This is a genomic window from Streptomyces sp. NPDC107654 (assembly GCF_055639035.1).
Window position 1 is genome coordinate 1 of sequence record NZ_JBVKBI010000045.1, and the last position, 19,622, is coordinate 19,622.

Annotated in this window: 17 protein-coding genes and 4 pseudogenes; 12 read left to right on the top strand and 9 right to left on the bottom strand. The window is 71.4% G+C overall.

All coding sequences use genetic code 11. From position 1 onward, the window contains the following. Positions 1-36: 36 nt before the first annotated feature. Together ACZ7N4_RS38390 and ACZ7N4_RS38395 are read right to left on the bottom strand one after the other, a co-directional pair. Entirely contained in the window at positions 37-600 is a 564-nt protein-coding gene (locus ACZ7N4_RS38390) for a hypothetical protein (RefSeq protein WP_471368485.1), read from the bottom strand. 57 nt (positions 601-657) lie between these two features. Next, positions 658-954 (bottom strand): hypothetical protein, encoded by a 297-nt coding sequence (locus ACZ7N4_RS38395; RefSeq protein ID WP_471368488.1) that lies wholly within the window; start codon positions 952-954, stop codon positions 658-660. Positions 955-1,511: 557 nt separating this feature from the next. Between ACZ7N4_RS38395 and ACZ7N4_RS38400 the strand changes: the two genes are divergently transcribed. From ACZ7N4_RS38400 to ACZ7N4_RS38420, 5 genes and pseudogenes are all read left to right on the top strand, one after another. Continuing rightward, positions 1,512-2,549 carry a TfuA-like protein gene (locus ACZ7N4_RS38400; RefSeq protein ID WP_471368489.1) on the top strand — a complete coding sequence of 346 codons (1,038 nt, stop codon included), beginning with the start codon at positions 1,512-1,514 and terminating at the stop codon, positions 2,547-2,549. After that, the gene (locus ACZ7N4_RS38405) at positions 2,539-3,669 is read left to right on the top strand and encodes a YcaO-like family protein (protein WP_471368492.1); all 1,131 of its coding nucleotides are present in this window, start codon (positions 2,539-2,541) and stop codon (positions 3,667-3,669) included. The genes ACZ7N4_RS38400 and ACZ7N4_RS38405 overlap by 11 nt, the downstream gene beginning before the upstream one ends. Beyond that, positions 3,666-4,508, top strand: coding sequence for a class I SAM-dependent methyltransferase (locus ACZ7N4_RS38410; protein ID WP_471368495.1), 843 nt, complete (start codon positions 3,666-3,668; stop codon positions 4,506-4,508). Before ACZ7N4_RS38405 ends, ACZ7N4_RS38410 begins: the two co-directional genes overlap by 4 nt. Positions 4,509-4,518: 10 nt before the next feature. Beyond that, positions 4,519-5,520: an NAD(P)H-dependent glycerol-3-phosphate dehydrogenase gene (locus ACZ7N4_RS38415; protein ID WP_471368497.1), complete on the top strand. Its 1,002-nt coding sequence runs from the start codon at positions 4,519-4,521 to the stop codon at positions 5,518-5,520. A 316-nt stretch (positions 5,521-5,836) separates the two neighbouring features. After that, positions 5,837-6,100, top strand: a pseudogene (locus tag ACZ7N4_RS38420) (transposase); the annotation flags it as partial. A gap of 30 nt (positions 6,101-6,130) precedes the next feature. On the opposite strand, the pseudogene ACZ7N4_RS38425 reads toward ACZ7N4_RS38420, so the two are convergent. From ACZ7N4_RS38425 to ACZ7N4_RS38450, 6 genes and pseudogenes are all read right to left on the bottom strand, one after another. Continuing rightward, a pseudogene (locus ACZ7N4_RS38425) lies at positions 6,131-6,715 on the bottom strand (helix-turn-helix domain-containing protein); the annotation flags it as partial. Between the two features lie 67 nt (positions 6,716-6,782). Beyond that, positions 6,783-7,232, bottom strand: a complete 450-nt coding sequence (locus ACZ7N4_RS38430; RefSeq protein WP_471368500.1) for a MarR family winged helix-turn-helix transcriptional regulator — start codon at positions 7,230-7,232, stop codon at positions 6,783-6,785. Positions 7,233-7,405: 173 nt separating this feature from the next. Then, positions 7,406-7,936 (bottom strand): MOSC domain-containing protein, encoded by a 531-nt coding sequence (locus ACZ7N4_RS38435; protein ID WP_471368502.1) that lies wholly within the window; start codon positions 7,934-7,936, stop codon positions 7,406-7,408. Between the two features lie 178 nt (positions 7,937-8,114). Next, positions 8,115-8,450, bottom strand: a pseudogene (locus ACZ7N4_RS38440) (IS701 family transposase); the annotation flags it as partial. 4 nt (positions 8,451-8,454) lie between these two features. Beyond that, positions 8,455-8,625: pseudogene (locus ACZ7N4_RS38445) on the bottom strand (telomere-protecting terminal protein Tpg); the annotation flags it as partial. A gap of 127 nt (positions 8,626-8,752) precedes the next feature. Further along, positions 8,753-9,454, bottom strand: a complete 702-nt coding sequence (locus ACZ7N4_RS38450) for a rhomboid family intramembrane serine protease (RefSeq protein ID WP_471368506.1) — start codon at positions 9,452-9,454, stop codon at positions 8,753-8,755. A gap of 104 nt (positions 9,455-9,558) precedes the next feature. On the opposite strand from ACZ7N4_RS38450, the gene ACZ7N4_RS38455 reads away from it, so the two are divergent. Both ACZ7N4_RS38455 and ureG read left to right on the top strand, forming a co-directional pair. Continuing rightward, positions 9,559-10,224, top strand: coding sequence for a TetR/AcrR family transcriptional regulator (locus tag ACZ7N4_RS38455; RefSeq protein WP_471368509.1), 666 nt, complete (start codon positions 9,559-9,561; stop codon positions 10,222-10,224). A 60-nt stretch (positions 10,225-10,284) separates the two neighbouring features. After that, positions 10,285-10,917 carry an urease accessory protein UreG gene (gene ureG / locus ACZ7N4_RS38460; protein WP_471368525.1) on the top strand — a complete coding sequence of 211 codons (633 nt, stop codon included), beginning with the start codon at positions 10,285-10,287 and terminating at the stop codon, positions 10,915-10,917. Between the two features lie 226 nt (positions 10,918-11,143). Here the strand turns inward: ureG and ACZ7N4_RS38465 are convergent, their stop codons facing one another. Next, positions 11,144-11,674: a hypothetical protein gene (locus ACZ7N4_RS38465; protein ID WP_471368511.1), complete on the bottom strand. Its 531-nt coding sequence runs from the start codon at positions 11,672-11,674 to the stop codon at positions 11,144-11,146. 451 nt (positions 11,675-12,125) lie between these two features. On the opposite strand from ACZ7N4_RS38465, the gene ACZ7N4_RS38470 reads away from it, so the two are divergent. Genes ACZ7N4_RS38470 through ACZ7N4_RS38490 form a run of 5 tightly spaced genes read left to right on the top strand, consistent with a single transcriptional unit; the run spans position 12,126 to position 19,462 of the window. Beyond that, positions 12,126-13,388: a phenylacetate--CoA ligase family protein gene (locus ACZ7N4_RS38470; protein WP_471368514.1), complete on the top strand. Its 1,263-nt coding sequence runs from the start codon at positions 12,126-12,128 to the stop codon at positions 13,386-13,388. Next, the gene (locus ACZ7N4_RS38475) at positions 13,385-14,662 is read left to right on the top strand and encodes an MFS transporter (protein ID WP_471368516.1); all 1,278 of its coding nucleotides are present in this window, start codon (positions 13,385-13,387) and stop codon (positions 14,660-14,662) included. Before ACZ7N4_RS38470 ends, ACZ7N4_RS38475 begins: the two co-directional genes overlap by 4 nt. Further along, positions 14,659-15,795 carry a GNAT family N-acetyltransferase gene (locus tag ACZ7N4_RS38480; RefSeq protein WP_471368518.1) on the top strand — a complete coding sequence of 379 codons (1,137 nt, stop codon included), beginning with the start codon at positions 14,659-14,661 and terminating at the stop codon, positions 15,793-15,795. Before ACZ7N4_RS38475 ends, ACZ7N4_RS38480 begins: the two co-directional genes overlap by 4 nt. Continuing rightward, positions 15,792-16,958 (top strand): LuxE/PaaK family acyltransferase, encoded by a 1,167-nt coding sequence (locus ACZ7N4_RS38485; RefSeq protein ID WP_471368520.1) that lies wholly within the window; start codon positions 15,792-15,794, stop codon positions 16,956-16,958. Before ACZ7N4_RS38480 ends, ACZ7N4_RS38485 begins: the two co-directional genes overlap by 4 nt. Beyond that, on the top strand, positions 16,955-19,462 hold the full coding sequence (locus ACZ7N4_RS38490) for an acyl-CoA reductase (protein ID WP_471368523.1): 2,508 nt from the start codon (positions 16,955-16,957) through the stop codon (positions 19,460-19,462). Before ACZ7N4_RS38485 ends, ACZ7N4_RS38490 begins: the two co-directional genes overlap by 4 nt. The last annotated feature ends 160 nt before the right edge of the window (positions 19,463-19,622 follow it).

Sequence of the window (19,622 nt, forward strand, 5' to 3'; positions counted from 1 at the left end):
CACCCCCCAGGTCATCCGATCGACAGGGGGCAACAGTCATGCCGGGCCCGGAGGCCAGCGGCCCTCTTGCAGGACCGCGAAGAAGATAACGGGGGAGTCGATCTGCCGGGTGTGACCGAGAGCGCCGTTGGCGAGGTCGGCCGCGCCGCGGGGGTCGGTGGTGGAGTAGCGCATGATCGCCCAGAAGGCTAGGGTGCTGGCGGTGACCACGGGGTCGTCGGCGGTGCGGGCGGCACGCAAGGCCACCACGTAGTACTCCTCGGCCAGGGCGTGATGGCCGGAGTCGTACGCGGTCCAGGCGCAGATGCGGGAGGCTTCGGCGGTGGCCCCGTACAGTTGGCGGGCGGTTTCGTCGGTGTAGGCCGTCGTCTTGAGGGTGTGCACGATCAGCCGGAGCTGGGCGCGGGCAGAGGCATGGACGTGGCCGGAGCCAAGCTGGTCGTCCTCATGTCGCAGGATGGCGAGGGCCTTGTCGAACAGGGCGGGTGTCTGTCGGCCAATGCGGCGGCCGCCGGAGCGAGTGGTGGCGGGTTGGGCGGTGGCGGCCCCGGCGAGCAGCGGGGCCACCCCCGTGACGAGCAGGAATCCCCTGCGGTCCATAGGCGGTCCTCCTGCGGTGGCAACGCGGTCCAGTAGCTCGATCGTGGTCTGCGGGTTCTACGCGGCGTCAAGTAGCTGACGCTGGCGGATGCATGCCTGCTTCAGCCACTCCGGCCAGGGCCGGGCCGTGACTTCCTCCGCCGGAATGCCGTGCAGGACCGCCATGGCCAGCTGGGCGGGCATCTCCGGGGTGATGCCATGCCGGGTCCAGCGTGTGATCCGCTTGCGGTCCTTCGTCGCGATGCTGCCGTACCCGAGGCTGCGGTGTACGGGATCTAGTCGCGTCAAGTAGTCGGTGGCTGACCAGCCGTTGTGGTGAAGGAGCCAGGTCAGCGGATGCCCGTCGATCTCCACCTCCCCGTGGTACCCGCTCTCGCTGTGAACCGACCCCCATCGCCCTGAATCTCCGGCGGCATGGGCACGCCTGGTCACACCGTGGGCACCGCTGGGCACGCCCTGCTGCCTTCCTGACCTGCGGATCCGCCGCGAAGGTACTGGCACAACCTCCGGAGAAGGCAGAAGCCATGGAGTCCAAGTCGACCATCGCCTCCGTCAACGCCTCGGCGCTGAAGGAATGCGAGGAGATCACCGAGGCCGAGGTGATCGCCCAGGACGTCTACGACGCGGAGTAGCCGCCTCTCGGCGTCCTGGCGCGGGCACCTCTCTCGGATGCCCGGGGGAGGGGCGTCCCTTCACGCTCGACACTGGCTGGAGGGTCGAGTGATTCACGTGTTCGTCGGACCGGCATTGCCGCGGTCTGAGCCCCAGCTCGCGGCGCCGGGGGTGCGGGTGTGGCCGCCGGCGGGGCATGGAGACCTGTTCGCCCCCGCGATCCGTGGCGGGGACACCGTGGTGCTCATCGACGGGGTCACCAGGCGCCGGCGCTGCGGCACAAGGAGATCCTGGCCGCGATGGGGCGAGGCGTCCGGATGACCGGGGCGGCGAGCATCGGCGCGCTGCGGGCGGCGGAGCTGGAGCCGCTGGGGATGGCAGGCGTCGGTCACACCTTCGCCGCGTACGCCCGGGGGGAGATCACGGGCGACGACGAGGTGGCCGTCGGGCAGGCCCCGGACGGGGAGTGGCAGTCGCTGACCTGGCCGATGGTCAATCTCCGGTATGTCACGAGGCTGTCTGTGGCCGCCGGGGTCCTGGACCGTGAGCGGGCCGATGCGCTGCTGGAGGCTTTGCGGGCGGTCTACTACCCGCAGCGCACTCTGGCTGCGGTGGGGGCCGTCTGCCGCCGCCAGGGCGAGACGGAGTTCGCCCGGTGGCTGGCCGAGCAACGGGAGCGGGACCAGCACTTCGGTGACCTCAAGCGCGCCGATGCATTGGCCGCCGTACGAACCGCGCTGAACGAGCGGACATCGCGAGCCCGGCTGTCGTCTTCGGTGTGGGACACGACGTACTTCCAGCGCTGGTCCAGTCGTTTCGCCCGCAGCCGGGTCGACGGGCTGGACCTGTTCACTGAGGACCGTCTCGTCTACCAGCAGGTTTTCGACCCTGAGTACGACAAGACGCGGACGGCCTACCTCGAATACCGCTCCCTGCATCCGGCCGACGGGCCGGGCCGGCCACTTGAGGTACGGCTGGCCGAGGCCACCGGCCAGTGCCTGCCCGCCGACCGCGTGTTCCACCCCGCGGTCGACCTTCGCGACGCGGCGAGCGTTGCCCTGCTGCTGGCAGGCGAGAGTGAGCAGGACCGCCGGGCCGTCGCCCAGTACGCCCACGCCCTCGAAGAGGCCCGCCAACCCGGGTTCTCGACCGCCGCCGTACGCGCGGTCCTGGCCCGCCGACTGTTGCTGCGGGTGTGGCGCTGTGGGGAGTCACAGTTCGACGCGGCAGCGTCCGCGCGGGGGCTGGTGTGCGGCGCGCGCGCCGTCGAGGCGGCCAAACGGTTCGTACCCGGAGTCCTGAAGGAGAAGAAGGAGGTGGCGCGAGATGGGCGCTGACGGGCTCGTGGTGTTACCGGGCACGGTGCGTGCCCGGACTCCCGAGCAGGTATGGGAGGCGGTGGCCGGACGCCTGCCGGAGTACGGGATCACCCGGGTTGCCGACCTGACCGGCCTGGACTGCATCGGGCTGCCGGTCTGGACGGCGATCCGGCCCGCCTCGCTGACCCTGAGCACGTCGCAGGGCAAAGGCGCCACCGATGTGCTGGCGAGGCTGTCCGCGGTGATGAAGGCGATCGAGCTGTGGCACCTGGAGCAGCCGCCACCCGTCGCGGCCCGTGGCCCGGCCGCCGAGGTCGCCCCGAACTGCCCCGTGGCCGCGCTGCCGCTGACTGCCCCGCACCCGGAGCGCGCCCTTGCTCAGCTGGTGTGGGACTGGATGCCCGGCACCGGGCTGGTGAGTGGGCAGAAACACTTGCTGCCCGCGGACCTGGCCCGCTGCCGGGCCCTGCGGTCCGAGTGGAGCCCGGACCTGCTGCGTACGACCAGCACCGGTCTGGCGTGCGGGAGCACCCGGGACGAAGCGGTGCTGCACGCGCTCTTCGAGGTGGTGGAGCGGGATGTGCTCTACCGGGACGGACAGTCGAGCGGGCAGCGACGCACGCTGATCACGCCGGACACGGTCGACGACCCACACGGCCGGGAGGTGGTCCGCCGGCTCCTGGCCGCAGGACTGGCATGGGAGATCGCGCTGGTGGACGGTCCGTACGGACTGCCGGTCTGTGTGGCGTACCTGTGGTCGGAGGACTCCCCGGCGGTTTTCGCCGGCGGCGGCTGCCACAGGAACCCGGCGATCGCACTGACCCGGGCTCTGACCGAGGCCGCACAGTCCCGGCTGACCACCATCGCCGGGACCCGTGACGACCTCCCCAGCGACCCGCACAGCGCCGGTACCCCCTTCTTTCAGGCGGCGCCGGCCACAAGGCTCACGCCGTGGCCGCAGGCGAGCGGCCACTTCGTCCGGGCCCGCGGCGGTTTCGCCGAACAGTGCGGGGACGTCGCGCAGCGGATCGCGCACGTCACCGGGTACGAGCCGGTGGTCCTTGGACCTGTCCGACCCCGGCGGCCCGGTCTGCGCCGTGAAACCCTTTCACGGATCAGGAGATCGATGCCGCGATGAACATCACCACCAGGCCGCCCTCACCCGGCGGACGCTCCACCCAGTACGACGACTTCCCCGCCTCCCGCGCCCGCAGCGATCTCGTCGCGCGCCTGTACGCGACGGCCATGGGAGAGGACTACCCGGCCGAGGTCGGCGCCTTCAGTTCCTGCGACTGGCCGCTGCTGGGGCTGATGACCGCCCGGCTGCGAATGCGGCCCGGGCAGCTTCTGGTGGACGCCGGCTGCGGCACCGGCGGCATCGGCCTGTGGCTGGCCCGCGCCCTTGCCCTGCGCCTGACGGGCTTCGACCTCTCCCCGGTCGCCGTCGCCCAGGCCGCGGAGCGCCGTTCCCGCTTCGGCCTGACCGCTGAGCGGGCCGCATTCCACGTCGCCGAACTGGAGGACACGGGACTGCCCGACGCCCGTGCCCACGGCATCGTGTGCGTGGACGCGCTCTGCGGCGCCACCGACCGCAACACGGCACTGCGCGAACTCGGCCGCGTCCTGGCCCCGGGCGGCCGCCTGCTGGTGACCCGGGCCGCACGCCGAAACGCCGTCCCCGTCTGGACGGAACGGGCCCGCGCCGCCGGTTTCACGGTCGAAGGCGTGGACGAGCGGCCCACCGAGCCCGCGCTGTGGGAACGGCTCTACCGGCTGTGGATCACCCACGCCGACGACCTGCGCAACGAGCTGGGTGAGGACCAGGCGCAGACCATGCTGCGCGAGGCGCACCAGGTACTGCCCGCACTGCCAGGCCGCCGCGCGGTCCTGCTGACCCTGCGGCGCCCCGTGAGTTCCCCTGCGGCACCCGGCGCGGCCGATACGATGGCCGGGCCCGGACGCCAGCCCAACTCGTAAGGACCCCGCAGTGACCCACCGCTCTGCTGTGTTCTCGGCCGGGTCCTGGGGCACCGCCGTCGCCAAGATCCTGGCCGACGCCGGTACCAGCGTCACCGTGCACGCTCGCCGGGACGAGATCGCCGACGCGATCAACACGCAGCACCGCAACCCCGCATACTTCCCGGACATCGAGCTGCCCGCCGCGCTCACCGCGACAACGGACCCGGCCGCCGCGCTGGACGGTGCGGACTTCCTGGTGCTGTCCATTCCCGCGCAGAGCCTGCGAACCGCCCTCGCCGCATGGACTCCGCATATCGGACCCACCACGGTGATCGTGTCGCTGATGAAGGGCATCGAAGCGGGCAGCGGACGGCGGGCAAGCCAGATCATCACCGAGGTGACCGGGGTAGGCGCGGACCGGGTCGCAGTGCTGTCGGGCCCGAACCTCGCAACCGAGATCATGGCCGGCCAGCCCGCCGCCGCCACGGTCGCCTGCCCCGACGAAGACACCGCGCGCCGCGTGCAAGCGGTCTGCCACACGGCCTACTTCCGGCCGTACACCAGCACCGACGTGATCGGGTGCGAGCTGGGCGGCGCGGTGAAGAACGTGATCGCCCTGGCGGTCGGTATCGCCGCGGGCATGGGCCTGGGCAACAACTCCGCGGCCATGCTCATCACCCGCGGGCTGGCAGAGGCCACTCGCCTGGCTGCGGCCATGGGCGCCCACCCGGCCACCCTCGCCGGCCTGGCCGGCGTAGGCGACCTGGTGGCCACCTGTTCCTCGCCGCTGTCACGCAACCGCGCCTTCGGCGTCCGCCTCGGCAGCGGCCTGAGCGTCGGGCAGGCGACGACCGCCACCCGGCAGACCACCGAGGGCGTCAAGTCCGCGGAGGCCATCCTCGCCCTGGCTCGCGCCCACGACGTCGAAATGCCGATTACCGATGTGATCTCAGCCCTGCTGAACGAGAAGGTCACCCTCGATGAGGCCGTCGCCGCGCTGATGCAGCGACCCCCCAAGCCCGAGCGCTGACCCCGGCGCCCCGCACGGGGCTGCCCTCCCACACCTTCACCCTCCCACCCGGAGGTCCGTGTCCATGCACATGCCCATGCTGTCCGCTGCACAGATCACCGTCACCGCCGCCCTGGTGATGTGGATGATCACCGGGTTCACCCGCCTGCCCGGCCGCCGGCTGCGATAGAAGATGTTCTGCCGCGCCAAGTTCACCGTCATCACCCTCACCGGCACCAAGGACGGCCACGCCGAACCGGTGAACCCCTACAGGTACCCTGACCCCTGGTGGAAGTGACCGCGCCGCCGATGTGCTCTCCGGTCTGCAGAACGGGGAGTCCACCGCAGGTGGTATCTGCCCACCTCCTGGATGGATGACCGGGAAAGATGCCGCCGGGCCGGCATCACTGATGAGGTCGCCTTCGAAACCAAGGTGGCCATGGCCGAGGCGACGGTCCGCCGCGCCATCCCGTTCCGGTGCGTGACCGCGGATGCCGCCTACGGCTTTTCCAAGGGCTGGCGGCCCGAGCTGGAGCGGGCGGACGTCTTCCACGTCATGGCCACCACCCGGCACGACACCGTGGTCACCCGCTGGGCGGTGTGATCGCGTGTCCTCGGTGGTCGCGGCTCAGGCCGTGGCGTCGTGCATCCGTCCAGGTCGCAGGGCGTCGGTCCATAACGTGCGGCCTCGATCGTCGGCGATGACGGTGGCCTTCATGGTGTTCTGTTTCTTCTTGCCCGAGACGAACGCGCGGCGTCCGCCGCGGTTGGCCGGTGGCCGGCGGACCTGGATCTCGGTGGTGTCCAAACGCAGCTCGATGCCTTCGGCCTGGGCGTAGGCGAACACGTCCGTCAGTGTCCGAAGCCGCAGGCCAGGTCGGTCGGGAACCGCGCACCCCCGGTCGGCAAGGAGCATGCGTATCTCTGCGATGGCGCGGGTGATGGTCGAGCGGTCGACGCGGAACAGCAGTCCCAGTACCGAGTGCGGCAGGTCGTGCCGCAGATGGATCAGCGTGACCACCAGCCTGTCGACGAACACCAGCCGATGGCGGGCGCCGGCAAACGCCGCCCGCTTCCGGGCTCCTCCACGTGCGGCGTGGCGTCGGCCCTCAAGTCCGGCCTGCCACGGCTCGGCCGACTCCTCGACCGGGCAGGCAAGATGCTGTCGAGAGAGCCCCGTGAACAGCCGATGCGCCAGCACCGCCCGATTGACCATGATCGCCACAGCGGGATCATGCCATCCACCTGGCGTGAAAGCTCACCTGCTATCACACACCAACTCGTTAGGCGAGGTTGTCGGTGACGCGCTGGAGCACGGAGACCGCTGCCGTGTACTCCTCCTCCGTGATGTCACCGACAAGCTCCGCGCGCACCCGGGCCATGTGTTCCTTCGCCGTCGCGAGGCCCGCGCGGCCCTGATCCGTGAGGGTCAGCCGGCCGTCCGAGCCAGCGACGATCCAGCCCCGGTGCGCGAGCGCGTCGGCGGCGTGGGCGATCACCTCGGTGCCCATACCGTAGGGCACGTCCAGGGCACGGACCTCTTCCCTGGTCAGGCCGTGCTTGGCCCGGACGATGTTATTGAGCGCCCACCATTGGGGTTGGGTCAGGTCGATGCCTGCCAGAGCGGCCTGCGAGTGCCGCAGGATCGCCTCGGTGGCGTGCCAGGCGACGAGGGCGATGGGCCGTTGGTCTGGTGCGGTGGTACCGCTCCGCGAGGTGCTCACGTTCGTCATGATCACGAAGCTAGGACCTCAAGTACGGTGGAGGTCAAGGTCGGTTTCGTCTCTCCGTCCTTGATCCAGGGAGCCGTCGCAACGCGCCGGCGCGAGTCCTTCGATCAGCTTGATCTTCACACCTCAAGAACCCGCGCGGGCGTCGTCATGTCACGGCCTGCCCGGGAAGCTGGTCAGACCCGGTCCAGGGGCTGGTGCGGGCCAATGGGAAGCTCAATTTCGACCGCGTCGCCCGGGCGCACCACGCCACCTTCTCTCACGATGCTCATGATTCCGGCTTTGCGCACGATGTTCCCCGCCTCGTCGCGGCCGACGACCTGCTTCAGCAGCCCGTCCTGGAACTTGTCGATCTGCAGGCAGGGATTGCGGAGGCCGGTGACTTCCAGGACCGCGGAGTCACCGATGCGCAGCAATGTGCCGACCGGCAAACCGAGCAGATCGATGCCGCGCGTGGTGATGTTCTCGCCGAGTTCGCCGGGAGCCACCTCAAACCCTTCTTCGCCGACCTCGGCGAAGAGCTCCTCATGAATGAGGTGGACTTGGCGCAAATTCGGCTGAGTGGGATCCTGCGCGACGCGCGAGCGGTGCTTGACCGTCACACCGGCGTGCACGTCCCCCTCCACACCAAGCCCAGCGAGCAATCTGACGCTGTCCCGGTTCGGCTTGATGAACGAGTACTCCCCGTTGCTGCTGACCGCCGTCACTCTCCCGCTCACGCCTTGGAACCCCCTCGTCGGTAACCGTGATCAGCCACCAGCCTAGTAGTGCTTCGTTAGGTTCTGGGTCTGGTTCTGCTGGTGGTGAGGGGTCGGCCGCAGGTGGTGCAGGTGCCGGTCCAGCACCTCAGCAGGGCCTGAAGCTCGTCCAGGACTTGGTAGAGGGTCAGGCCGGCATGTGTGCTTTCGGGTCGAGTCGCCGCAGGGTGAGGAAGCCTGGGCGAGCGGTGACGAGGGTGACGTGATGGTGCCAGCCGCGCCAGCTGCGGCCTTCGAAGTGATCCAGGCCCGGGCCGTGTTTGAGCCCGCGGTAGTCGTGCTCGATCCGCCAGCGCATCTTCGCCCACCGCACCAGGTCGGCGACCGGGGTGGTCGCGGGCAGGTTGGTCATCCAGTAGCCGGTCGGACCGTCGGCTTCTTCGGGCTGTTCGACCAGAAGCGTCCGCAACGGCAGCACACCGTCCCACCGGCCGCGTCCGCCGGCGCGTTCCTGGGCCGTGCGGCACGCTGGCGCCGGCTTTCTGGGCGTCGAACAGACGGGCCGCGTAGGCGGGGGGCAGGGCGAGGGTGAGATGGCGCGGGCGGGCGTCATCGCTGGTGCCGGGCGCAGCGATGAAACCGAACCGAGCGCGGGCATCGATGACCAGACCGGTAGTGGTGGCGGCCTGACGGCGGGCCTGCTCTCGGACGCGGGGACCGTGCTGGTCGCGGCCATCAACGAATGGCTGCGACCAGCACTTCGCAACAGGCCCTAGCTTCCGACGCCCGTATGAACCGAGCAGGTGACGATCCCTTGAGGAGGCGTCAGGCCGTGGCCGTTTCGGGGCGGACGGGGAGGTGGATGCGACGTCCGGTGCGGTCGACGGCCGCCAGGCCGGCACCGAGCAGGGATCCGGCCAGGAGCCCCACCCCGTGGTTGTTGGACATCGCGCAGAGCACCAGTCCGGCCGCCGGAATGAGCAGCGCCATGCGGCGCAGCGGCGCGTCCGACCCGCGCAGTGCGTAGGCTGCGGCGAGGGCGCCGACCAGACCGCAGATGGCCACCGAGTTCCCTGGGCCGTGCGGGCTCCAGGACGCCATGCTCACCGTCTGGGCGGCGACCCCGGAGGCGAGGTAGATCGCGAGGGTCCAGGCCGGGCCGAGGACACGCTGCGCGACGGGTGCGACCGCGATGAGCGCCGCCAGGTTGAACAGCAGCTGCACCCAGCCGCTGGACTCCACCAGTAGCGCCGTGACCGCCCGCCACCAGGGCCCACCGGGCTGCCGCTGAAGGTGGCCGATCAGCCCCGGCCAGACCGCCTGCGCCAGGTTGAGCGCCGCCATGACCGCAACCATTGCGCCCGCCACCACGGGCACCGCCGGACGCCAGGCGCGCAGCAGGGCCCGCGCCCCGGTCTGCGGCTCCTGCCCTGGGGCCGATGAGGGAAGCGAGGCGTTGAGCACCTTGATGCCGGGGCCGACCACGGCAGCGGCGCAGGCGTACAGCGGCAGGTCGTGAACGTTCATGGGCGCTCTGCTCTCTGAAGGAACGGTCAGCGGCGCTCTTGGCCGCGACTCAGACCGTAAGACATATTTTTGTACAGCGTCAATGTTTTGGCTCTGATGAATATTTGGCGCTGTACGATGGCGTCATGACGCAGCCAGCAGCAGGCCTTCGCCAGCGCCGGAAGCAGCGCACCGCCCAGTCCCTGTGGGAAACCGCCATCGGCCTGTTCCTCAAGCACGGCTTCGAGAACGTCACCGTCGCCGAGATCGCCGAGGCGGTCGAGGTGTCACGGATGACGGTCTACAACTACTTCCCGACCAAGGAAGACCTCGTGCTGCGCCCCATTGAGGACCACATCGGCGAGGCCGCACGCACCGTCCGCGAACGCCCGCCCGGCCAAAGCCCGGTGGAAGCGCTGCGCCACGCCTTCTTGACTGGACTGGATGCCCGCGACGCCTCCACCGGCCTGTCCGACGCCCCCCACGTGCTGGCCGTCCGCCGGCTGCTGGACCAAACTCCCACACTGGCCGACCGCGCCCTGCGCCTGACCGCCCGCGACCGCGTCCTCCTCGCCGCTGAACTGACCGAACCCGGCCGACACGACAACCCGGACGTCCTCGCCCGCGTCAAGGCAGCCCAACTCATCGGAGTTCGCGAAGAACTGGCAGCGGAAAACGTACGCCGCCTCCTGGCCGGCGAAAGCGCCGACACCGTCCACCCCGACGCCCGCGCCGCGGCCCAAGCGGCCTTCGACCTGACGGCACACGGTCTCCTCGGAAGCAGACGATGAACGTCGACCGTCCGCCTCTTCGCCTCCTGAACCTCCCCGTACACCTGGAGTTCTTCGTGCATCGACGGCAGCCGCCGCGCCCTCCGCGTGGGCCTGGGCGGCCCCGTCGGCTCCGGCAAAACCGCCAGCGTCGCCGCGCTCTGCCGCACCCTGCGCGACCGTTGGTCCATCGCCGTCGTCACCAACGACATCTACACCCGCGAGGACACCGAGTATCTGCGGCGCGAGGCCGCCCTGCCACCCGAGCGGATCACCGCGGTGGAAACGGGCGCCTGCCCGCACACCGCGATCCGCGACGACCTCTCCGCCAACCTCGAAGCCGTCGAACACCTGGAGCACACCCTCCAGCCCCTCGACCTCGTGCTCATCGAATCCGGTGGCGACAACCTCACCGCCACCTTCTCCAGGGGCCTCGTCGACGTGCAGATCTTCGTCATCGACGTCGCCAGCGGCGACGACATCCCCCGCAAGGGCGGCCCCGGCATCACCACCGCAGACCTCCTTCTCGTCAACAAAACCGACCTCGCCCCGCACGTCGGCGCCGACCTTTCCACCATGGCCGCCGACCACAAGCGGCAACGCGGCGACCTGCCCGTGATCTTCACCAGCCTCACCTCGGACGACGGCATCCGCGAGGTCGCCGACTGGATCACCGCCCACCTCACCCAGTGGCACGCCAAGGCGACCGCATGAGAAGCCGGCCGACGGCCGAACAGCCGGTCAGCTCGTTTCTTGCCCACCGAGGTGATTCAACCCCGGCGGGCGAACCACCGGGCTGAGCACACGCCGAGCCGGGGACGTTCGGCCGCCCTCCGGCTCCACGGCCGACAGTGCACGCCGGCCGTCCCATTTCGGCTCCGCCGCCCAGCCCGGTGGCAGACCAGGGTCGGACACGGGGCCGGCGAGCATCGGCTCCGGGTCAGGAGGCGAGGCGCCGACGGACGTGGGCGCCGGTGACCTCGGTGATCTCGTGCCAGAACGGTGCCGCGGTCAGGTAGAGGCCGAGCGCGCTGAGGATGCCCAGGGACACGTCCACGCTGATGCGTCCCTGCTTGGCCCAGTAGACGTCCTCCAGGTCCAGCAGCAGGGCGAACTCGTCGGCGATCAGCGCCGAGCCCGCGCCGTACAGGGCGCCGATCCAGGGATGGCCGACATGGGCCCGGTCCCCGCGTACCGCCACGAGTCCGACGCCCGCGAGGGTGGCGATGCCGAAGTTGTAGTGGTGCAGGTGTGTCCGGCCGGCTGAGATGTTGCCCCAAGGCAGCCAGCCGCCCCGGATCCCGTGCGTGATCAGCCGTGCCGTGCCGAACGTGCAGCCGAAGCCGAGCCAGGCCGCCATGAGTGAGCGCTGGGTGGGGCCGGTGCGGTGGTCGAGCACCTGGCGCCACCGCTCGCGCAGCCGGGGGCCTCGTCCGTCACCGGGGGGACGGGAAACGGGGGCAGCGGGCATCCTCACTCCTGATCGTCGCGTGCGCGACCGGCGGCCGGATGACACGCCCGGACACGGGCCAGGTCTACCACCCGGGGGCCGGTCCGATGTTTCCGTCGCCCGAATGGCGCAGCGCCCGGTTTCCTCCCCGCCCGAGTTGATTCAGCTACGAACAATTCAACGAGCAATTATCTGTGACCGTGAAATGTGATCACCGTCTCGGCGCCCGAAGGAACCGAATGACTCAAGCCCTCGTCCACGCGGCCGCAAGGGCCCTGCGCACGTGACCAGTTGACGCAAGCCCGTCCCGGATAGTGAGATAATCTGAGGCAGCGGACGTCGCGCCCGTCAGGGGTGCGCCGCTTTTCCAGACCCTCAGCGACCTGGTCCACACCCGCCCCAGCGGGTCGGCCCTGTCGTATCTCGCCGGGCGTTTTCCGTCCCGGCGGACCAGGCCTTCGAGCAGGAATTGATGCCCGTTCAACCATTCGCGGAACTCGTACGTTTCGCCCGCGACAACTCGTCTTTCTACCGTGAGCTCTACGCCGGTCTTCCCGATCGCGTCGAGCGCCTCATGGATCTCCCGGTGGTACCCCAGGCCGATTTCTGGCAGGCCAACACGCCCAGCGCCAACCGACTGCTGACCGCTCCCCTGGACGAAGCGGTCGTCTTCCGCAGCGGCGGGACCACCGGGTCACCGAAGTTCTCCTACTACACCCGCACGGAGTGGCGGGAGTTCACCACCGCGTTCGGTGCCGGGCTGGTCCGTGCGGGGCTGCGGCCCGGGCACCGGGTGGCGGACCTCTTCTACGCCGGTGACCTGTACGCCAGCTTCACCTTCGTCCTGGACTCGCTGCACCGCTCCCCCGTGGCCAACGTCCGTCTGCCCCTCGGTGGGGCGGCGCCCCTGGAATCCACGGTGGCGACGCTGGAGGAGTTCGCAGTCCAGGTCGTCGCCGGTACACCGACCACGCTGTGCTCGCTCGCCGAGCATCTCACCTCCGCCGGCCGGTCACTGCCGGACGTGGAGCTGCTGTTCTTCGGCGGGGAATGCCTTTTCGGCGATCAACTCCCGCTGCTGCGCGCGGCGTTCCCGAATGCCCGGCCGCGCTCCCTCGGGTACGCGAGCGTGGACGCGGGGCTGCTCGGCGAGGCCGTGCCCGGCGAGGATCCGCGGGTGCACCGCGCGTTCACCCCGTACACGGTGGTCGAGATCCTCGGCGACGACACCGGACTTCCCGTCGAAGCGCCCGGTGTGCCGGGACGCCTCGTCGTCACCGACCTGCGCAGGCGGCTCATGCCGGTGATCCGCTATCCGGCGGGCGACCGGGCCGAGTGGGTCGACCGGGACTCCGGTGTCTTCCGCATCCTCGGCCGCGCCGAGGAGGGCGTACGGGTGGGGCCGGTCTCGCTGTACACCGAGGACGCCCACGACATCGTCCGCGCCGTCGACGCATCCGGGGAGGTGACGGGCCTGCAGCTGGTCGTGCAGCGGCGGGACGGGCGCGACGGGCTGCTGCTGCGGCTCGCGGTCGCCGACCCCGCCCAGGGATACGAGGGGCTCGGCGAGTCCGTCGTCGCCGCGCTGCTGGCGGAGCGTCCGCTGTACGCCACCGCGACCGCCGCCGGACACGTGAACCCGCTCACCGTCGAGTGGGTGCGGCACCGGGACCTGGTGGTCAACTCCCGTTCGGGCAAGCTGGTGCGCGTCGTCGACGAACGGCCGCACGCGTGAGCGCGGCATCCGTGCGGGCGCGCCGCCTGCCGCTCGTCCTGCGCAATCCGTCCTTCGGCAGGGTCTGGGGAGGTCAGCTCCTCACCCAGGCGGCGAGCCGCATGTTCCAGGTCGGTGCGGTGTGGTGGCTCGTCGGCTCCGCGGGCGGCGCGGAGCGCGGCCTCGCCTCGGGTCTGTTCCTCATGGTGAGCACCCTGCCCGCGGTCGCGCTCGCCCCGCTGGTGGCACGCGTCGTCGCCCGGTACGCGCACCGCACGGTGCTGGCCGGCGCGTCGGCCGCGGCCGGGGTGGTGGCGGCCGCGGCGGCGCTGCCGGCGTACGCCGGGACGCTGCCCGTGGCCGCCGCCTACGCGGTCGGGCTGGCGCTGGCCGCCTGCCAGGCGGTGTTCGATCCCTGCCTGACCACCTCGGTGCCGGAACTGGTCGAGGACGCCGACATCGAGTCGGCCACCGGCTTCGAGCTGTCCACCCAGTCCGTCGCCGGGCTGTGCGGCGGGCTGCTCGGCCCGCTGGTGGTCGACGCGGGCTCACTGGCGGCCGTCATCGGCGTGTGCGCCGGCGCGTACCTGCTCGCTGCGCTGCTGGTCGGCACCACCCGGTTCCCGCGGACGGAGCCGGGCGGCGCGCAGCCCGACGGGCCGTCCCCGGGGCGGCGCCCGCTGCGCGAGGTGCTGGCCGGTCTGCCGTTCATCCGCCGGGTGCTGGTCTGTTTCGCCGCAGCCAACGTCTTCACCACCGCCGTCTACGTCGTGATGCCGCTGTACACCCGGGACGTGCTGCACGCGAGCGGCTCCACGGTGGCCTCACTGGAGGCGGCCCTCGGTGCGGGCACCCTGGTCGGGTCCTTCAGCGGCGGCCGGCTGCCCGGCCGTCCCGTCACCCTCGGCAGCGTGTGCCTGGCGGTGATGGCCGCGGCTCTCTGCCTGCCGGGGCTGTCCACCGGGCACCCGGCGGCCCTCCTGTCGATGGCTGTGGCCGGCTGGTGCGTCGGTGTCATCGGCGTGCGGTTCGTCGCGCTGTTCCAGCGACTCGTGCCCGCGGCCGACAAACCTGGTTTCTTCGCGGTCATGCAGGCGCTGCTGGGCGCCACGTTCCCGGTGTCCTCGCTCGTCTTCGGCGCGCTGGGCGACCAGCTGGCGGCTCGCTCGCTCTGCCTGCTGCAGGGCGCGGGTCTGGTACCGGTGGCGCTGGCGCTGTGGTGGCTGGGCCGCCGCGACGACGCCGGGGCCGAGCAGATGCCCGCCGTACCGGAACCGGCGGGAGCGCCGTCGTGACCGCCGTCCTCTCCCCCGCCTCCCCCCAGGACATCGCGGAACTGCGGCAGTTGTACTTCGAGGTGTACGGGCACGGCTATCCGGTGCCGCTGGGCAGCGACCCGGTGGTCATGCGCCGGCTGATCACCGACGGCACCGCGCACTGGCTCACCGCCCGCACGGACGGCGGCGCCCTGGTGGGTTCCGCCGTCGTGCTGACCGAACCGGGCAGCCGCATCGGCAAGCTCGTCGGACTCGCCGTGCACCCCGGTCACCGCGGTGGCGGGCTCGCCTCCCGGCTGACCGGGGCGGTGTGCGACGCGGCCTTCGGCACCGGCGCCCTGGACTCGGTGTACGCCACCGTCCGGCTGGTCACGGAGGGCCCGCAGCACGTCGTCGTGCGCAACGGCTTCCGGCCGCTCGGCCTGCTGCCGAACGCCGTCGAGGTCGACGGGTGCGAGACCCTCGCCCTGTTCGCCCGCTACGCCGACGGCGTGCTGGAACACCGCGCACCGGTGCCGACCGTGCCCGAACGGCTGGCGCCGCTGCTGTCCGCGGTGTCCGCCGGCGTCGGTATCGACGGCGCCGGCACCTGGCCGGTGCCGACCCGAGGCACGGCGGGGACGGCCGCCGGTGCCGAGCCGATCGAGCTGATCACCGCCCCGGCCTTCGTGCGGCGCCGCTTCCTGGAGCTGTTTCCACAGGCCGACGACCGCTTCTTCCCGCTGCACACGCCCAACGCGATCCTGGTCGCGGCCGACGGCAGCTTCGAGGCGTACGCCGACCTCGACGCCACGGCGGGAAGCTGTGCGCTCGTCGCCGTCCATCCGCGTCCCGCCGCGGTGGCCGGTGCCCTGGAAGCCCTGATGACCGCGGTGACCCGGGCCGGCGCGGACTACGCCGAGGCGCTGCTGCCGCTGGCCGACTCCGAGGCACTCGAGGTGTTCCTCGCCTCGGGGTTCGTGCCGAGCGCGGTCTACCCGGCGATGCGCCGCGTCCGCGACCGCCTCCACGACTACGTCGTCCTGTCGCGGACCAGCCGTCAGATCGACTTCCGCACCACCGCCGTCAGCCCGCTGCTCCAGCCCTTCCTCGGCGCCTACCTGAGTGCCTGGACCGCCACCTACCTGCCCCTCCACGAGGTGACCCCGTGAAACCCCATCTCGCGCCCGTCCAGGTCCCCGACCCGGCGGCGCTCGGCCACGTACAGCGGCTGTGCGACCTGACGGAGCCGTACACCCACGGTCCGGCCGTGGACGAGCTGTTCGCCGCCGCCATGGCGGAGACGAACGCCTGGCACGCCGACCGCTCGCCCTTCTTCGCCGGCGTGCTCCAGGACCCGGCCGAGACGCCCGCGCCGTCCGTCGGCAGCGGGGTGCGCGCTCCGCTGGTGCCCGCCGCCTTCTTCAAGCGCCACGAGGCGCTCTCCATCCCGCGTGAAGAGGTGTTCCTGCACCTGACCTCCTCGGGGACCACGGGGCAGAAGTCGCAGATGTTCTTCGACGAGTGGACCATCCGCTCGGCGCAGCGCATGGTGGCCCGGATCTTCGACCACTACGGCTGGATCACCCCCGACCAGCCGGTGAACTACCTGCTGTACAGCTACGAACCCGCGCCCTCCCTGAAACTGGGCACGTCGTTCACCGACAACTACCTGTGCGACTTCGCCCCGGCCCGGCACGTCACGCACGCGCTGCGGCACGCCGGCGGGGGCCACGAGTTCGACGTGCACGGCTGCATCGCGGCGCTCCAGCGGTACGCGGAGGACGACGTGCCGGTACGCATCCTGGGCTTCCCGGCATTCCTGTACTTCACGCTGGAGCGGATGCGGGCGACGGGCCTGCCGCCGCTCACCCTGCCCGAGGGATCGCTGGTGGTGCTCGGCGGCGGCTGGAAGGGCCACGCCGACCGGCAGATCGGCAAGGACGCGTTCCGCGCCGCGGTCACCGACCTCCTCGGGGTGCCGGGGGACCGCGTGCGCGACACCTTCGGCTCGGTCGAGCACTGTGTGCCGTACGTCGAGTGCGCGCACCACCGGCTGCACATACCCGTCTGGGCGCGCGCGGCCGTGCGCGACACCGGCACGCTGCGTCCGCTGCCGTACGGCGAACGCGGCTTCCTGCACCTGGTCAGCCCCTACATCACATCCGTGCCCGCGCACAGCGTGGTGATGGGCGACCTCGCGTCGCTGCACCCGGGGGATGCCTGCCCCTGCCCGCTGTCCACCGACTGGTTCACCGTGCACGGGCGCGCCGGCGTGAGCCGCAACCGCAGCTGTGCGGTGGCCGCCGCCGAACTGATGAAGGGAATGTCGTGACCACCTCCGAACTGCACTATTGGCAGGGCGAGTTCATCGACGACGCGGAGGCCGGCCGACGGCTCGTCGGGCTGCCGGAGCTGGCCGGGCGCGTCCTGACGCGGTCCCTGCCCACCGACGTGGTGGTGGGGGCCTGTGCCACGGTCGGCCGCGACCTGGCCGATCCCTCCTCCGCCCTGTACGGCCGCCTCGTCGGGCACCTGCCCGCCGAGGAGGGCGCGGCCGTCCTGGCCGAACTGTCCGGCGCGCTCACCCGGGAGGCCCTGGAACGCAAGCTGCGGCGGGAACTCGGCGGGCTGCGACCGGAGCGGCTGACCCGGCCGGACGCCCGTGCGACGGTGTTCGAGGCCTGGGCACCCGTCGGTCTGCTGGTGCACATCGCACCGGGCAACGCGGCGGCGGTGGCCCCGCTGAGCGTCGTCGAGGGGCTGCTGGCCGGCAACCTCAACGTGCTCAAGACCAGCAGCTCCGATCCGGGCCTCGCCCTGGACCTGCTCGCCGCGCTCGGCGCCGCCGACCCCTCCGGGCTGATCGCCGAACGCGTCATCGCCCTGCCGTTCCCGTCCTCGCGCCGCGAGTGGCTCGAAGCGCTGTGCGGACAGGCCGACGCCATCGCGGTGTGGGGCGGCGAGGACGCGGTGCGCACGGCGGGCGAACTGGCGCCGCCCGGCTGCCGGGTGGTCGAGTGGGGCCACCGGATCTCCTTCGCCTACCTGACCCGGCCGGCGGCGTCCGACGAGGGCGTCCTCGACGCGCTGGCCGAGGACGTCTGCCGGCTCGAACAGCAGGCGTGTTCCAGTCCGCAGGTGGTGTACCTCGACACCGACGACGGCGAGGAACTCTTCGCGCTGGCCGGACGGTTCGCCGAGCGGCTCGCCCTGGTGTCCGCCGCGCGGCCGCCGTGCGCCGTGGCCGGCACGGCCGAGCAGGCGGAGATCACCACCGTGCTCCAACTCGCCCGGCTGGAACAGCACCTGGGCCTGACCCGGGTGTTCGCGGCGGAGGACCGCTCCTGGCGGGTGCTGGCCGACACCCGGCCCGCGCTCGACGCGTCCCCCCTGTACCGCACGGTCCGGGTGAAACCCCTGCCCCGGCACGCGGTCACCGCGACCCTGCGCCCCATGCGCCGCTACCTCCAGACCGCGGCGATCGGTGCCGACCGGGCGGACCTGGCCGCGCTGTCCCGCGTGCTGCTCGCCGCGGGCGTCACCCGCGTCACCCCGGTCGGCTCCATGCTGGAGAGCTACGAGGGTGAACCCCACGACGGTGTCTACGCGTTGCAGCGCTACAGCCGCCGGGTGAGCGTGCGCACCACGGACGCCGACTTCCGAACCGTGGCCTGCCTGGACGACCTGGTGGGCCCGCCGGTGCCGCCCCCCGCGCCGGACGCTCCGCTGCTCGGCAAGGAGGGCGTACAGCGCGCGCTGGCCTCCCTCGAACCGCGCCACGCGCAGTTGTACTTCCGCAGCGGGGGGTCCACGGGCGCACCCGCGCTGTCGGTGTTCACCTGCGACGACTACGACAACCAGATGCGCGCCGCGGCGGACGGGCTGATCACCGCCGGTTTCGACCCGGCCCGGGACCGGGCGGCCAACCTGTTCTACTGCGGCGGGATGTACGGCAGCTTCATCAGCTTCTTCTCCATCCTGGAGCGGCTCGACGCCACCCAGTTCCCCGTCGCCGCGGGCCCCGACCACGCCTCGGTGGCCGAGGCACTGGTCACCCACCGGGCGGACACCGTCTTCGGCATGCCCTCCTACCTGTGGCAGCTCTTCCACGCGGAGGCGGACCGGTTGCGTGCCTACGGCGGCATCCGCAAGGTGTTCTACGGCGGCGAGCACTTCACCACCGAACAACGCCGGGTACTCACCGAGGAGTTCGGGGTCCAGGTGATCCGCTCGGCGGCCTACGGCAGCACCGACCTGGGCCCCCTGGGCTACCAGTGCGCCTCCTGCGAGGGCTCGGTCCACCACGTGCTGACCGATCTGCACACGCTGGAGATCCTGGACCCGCACGAGGACCGGCCGGTGGCGCCGGGCGAGCCCGGACGGCTCGTGTTCACGTCCCGGGCGCGGGCCGGACAGCGGCTGGAGCGCTACGAGATCGGCGACCTGGGGCGGGCGGTACCGGGCGCGTGCGCGTGCGGCAGCCACGTGCCACGCCTGGAACTGCTCGGGCGTTACGGCGACGTGGTCCGCGTGGGCACGTACTTCGTCAACTACCGCCGGGTCGTGCGCGCCCTGGAGGAGCGGCTCGGCTATCACGGTGAGGCGCAGCTGGTGGTGGCCCCGGGCGCCGACCGGGAGCGGATGACTGTCCGGCTCGACGAGCAGTACGCGCCGGACGCCGGGGTCGCGCGGGCGGCCCTCCGCGCCGAGGTTTCGGAACTCGCCTCGGCGCTGGCGGAGGGGCTGCTGTCCCTGGCCGTGCAGACGGTTGGCAGGGAGGATTTCGAGCGCACGGCGACCAGCGGCAAGCTCCGCACGGTCATCGACCTGCGCTAGGACTTGTCCGGCCGATCATGTGACTACTCCGCAGTCGTGTCGTTGATGTGGACATGGGGCGGGGTGATCTGACGGATGCCGAGTGGGAACGGCTGCGGCCGTTCCTGCCGGTCAGCAACAGGCGTTGTGGCCGGTGGCGGGATCACCGGCAGGTGATCGA